The sequence below is a fragment of the Thiobacillus sp. genome, from assembly GCF_024708915.1.
The window spans coordinates 1-2495 of the sequence record NZ_JANJXQ010000282.1 but is presented as its reverse complement, the minus strand read 5'-3'; the positions used below and the strand labels follow the sequence as shown (position 1 = coordinate 2495).

The window sequence follows — 2495 nt, the reverse complement described above, 5'->3', positions numbered from 1 at the left end:
ATCAGGCCTTGTACCGCGTCTTCGATCATGTCGAGGTTTTCCTCGAAGCCCTGTACGCCGCCGTAATACGGGTCGACCACGTCGAGATTGGGATACTTGCGGCTGAACGACAGCAGCCGCCGGATCTTGCCGTGGTGTTGCACCGGTGCACGCTGGATCAGCCTGTTGTAATTGTCGCCGTCCATGACCAGGATGTAATCGAAGCGCTCGAAGTCGTCGTCCGCCACCTTGCGCCCGCGCAGTCCGCTGATGTCCGCCCCGCGTTGCCGCACCGCCTGCCGCGCGCGTGGATCGGGCGCCGAGCCGATATGGTAGGCGTGGGTGCCGGCGGAATCCGCCTCCACCTCCCGGTTCAGTCCGGCATCCTGGACAGCCTTGCGGAACATGCCTTCCGCCATCGGCGACCGACAGATATTACCCATGCATACGAAAAGTACTTTAGTCATGAATCGTGTTCTTCCACTCCGAACAATACCTGCTTGAGTGCCTTCAACTGGTCGCGAAGTTCCGCAGCCTTCTCGAATTCCAGGTTTTTCGCCGCGTCGAGCATGTCTTTTTCCAGCTTCTTGACCTTCCTGGTCAGTGCTTTCTCATCCAGCACCTTGTATTCGGCCACGGTCTGCGCGGCCTTGAGTTCCTGGCGCGTGGCGTCGGCGTCGTAGACGCCGTCGATGATGTCCTTGATGCGCTTGACCACGCCGCGCGGGACGATGCCGTGTTCGCTGTTGAAGGCAAGCTGCTTGTTGCGGCGGCGCTCGGTTTCGTCCATCGCGCGGCGCATCGAATCGGTGATCCTGTCGGCGTAGAGGATCGCGCTGCCGTGCAGGTGGCGCGCGGCGCGGCCGATGGTCTGGATCAGCGAGCGCTCGGAGCGCAGGAAACCCTCCTTGTCGGCATCGAGAATCGCCACCAGCGATACCTCGGGAATGTCGAGGCCTTCGCGCAGCAGGTTGATGCCGACCAGCACGTCGAATTCGCCCAGCCGCAGGTCGCGGATGATCTCGACCCGCTCGACCGTGTCGATGTCGGAATGCAGGTAGCGCACCTTGACACCGTGCTCGGCGAGGTAATCGGTGAGGTCTTCCGCCATACGCTTGGTCAGCGTGGTCACCAGCACGCGTTCGCCAACGGCGATGCGTTTGCCCGCTTCGCTCATCAAGTCGTCGACCTGGGTCGCCACCGGCCGCACCTCGACCAGCGGGTCGACCAGCCCGGTCGGGCGCACCACCTGCTCGACCACCTGGCCGGTGTGCTCGGCCTCGTACTTGGCCGGGGTCGCCGAGACGAACACGGTCTGCGGCATCAGCGCCTCGAACTCCTCGAACTTGAGCGGCCGGTTGTCGAGCGCCGACGGCAGGCGGAAGCCGTAATCGACCAGGTTTTCCTTGCGCGAGCGGTCGCCCTTGTACATGCCGCCGACCTGGGTCACGGTGACGTGCGACTCGTCGATGAACATCAGCGCGTCCTTCGCCAGGTAGTCGATCAATGTCGGCGGCGGCTCGCCCGGCTGGCGCCCCGACAAATGGCGCGAGTAGTTTTCGATGCCCTTGCAGAAGCCGAGCTCGACCATCATTTCGAGGTCGAAGCGGGTGCGCTGCTCCAGCCGCTGCGCCTCGACCAGCTTGCCGTTGGCGTAATACCACTCCAGCCGCTCGCGCAGTTCGACCTTGATCTGTTCAATTGCCCTTAATGTTGTCTCGCGCGGCGTCACGTAATGGCTGGACGGAAACACGGTGAAGCGCCCGACCTTCTGCAGGATCTGCCCGGTGAGCGGGTCGAACAGGTGCAGCGTTTCCACCACGTCGTCGAACAGTTCGACGCGGATTGCGGTCTCGGCGTGTTCCGCCGGGAAGATGTCGATGACGTCGCCGCGCACGCGGAACACGCCGCGCTTGAATTCGATGTCGTTGCGGTCGTACTGCATCTGCGTCAGCCGCGCGATGACCTCGCGCTGGCTCATCTTCTCGTTCTCGCGCAAGAGCAGGATCATGCTGTGGTAGTCGGACGGGTCGCCGATACCGTAGATCGCCGACACGGTGCAGACGATCACCGTATCGCGCCGTTCCAGCAATGATTTCGTTGCCGACAGCCGCATCTGCTCGATGTGCTCGTTGATGCTGGAGTCTTTTTCGATGAACAGGTCGCGCGCCGGCACGTAGGCCTCGGGCTGGTAGTAGTCGTAATAGGAGACGAAGTACTCGACCGCGTTTTCCGGGAAAAACTCGCGCATCTCCGAATACAGTTGCGCCGCCAGCGTCTTGTTGGGCGCCATGATCAGCGCCGGCCGGCCGGTGCGCGCGATGACGTTGGCCATGGTGAAGGTCTTGCCCGAGCCGGTCACCCCGAGCAGGGTCTGGAACGACAGGCCGTCCTCGATCCCCTCGACCAGCTGGGCGATCGCGGTCGGCTGGTCGCCGGCCGGTGGAAACGGCTGGAACAGACGGAACGGGCTATTGGGGAAGGTGACGAACACGGGTAGAATTTCGCGGCTAAAA

General features: G+C 62.8%; 2 protein-coding genes. Both read right to left on the bottom strand.

The window, feature by feature from the left end:
* Positions 1-446: low molecular weight protein-tyrosine-phosphatase (locus tag Q0L94_RS17745; RefSeq protein ID WP_296755987.1), on the bottom strand; the 446-nt coding region annotated here is incomplete at its 3' end.
* The gene (gene uvrB / locus Q0L94_RS17740) at positions 443-2473 is read right to left on the bottom strand and encodes an excinuclease ABC subunit UvrB (protein WP_296755990.1); all 2031 of its coding nucleotides are present in this window, start codon (positions 2471-2473) and stop codon (positions 443-445) included. The genes Q0L94_RS17745 and uvrB, both read right to left, overlap by 4 nt.
* Between the last annotated feature and the right edge of the window lie 22 nt (positions 2474-2495).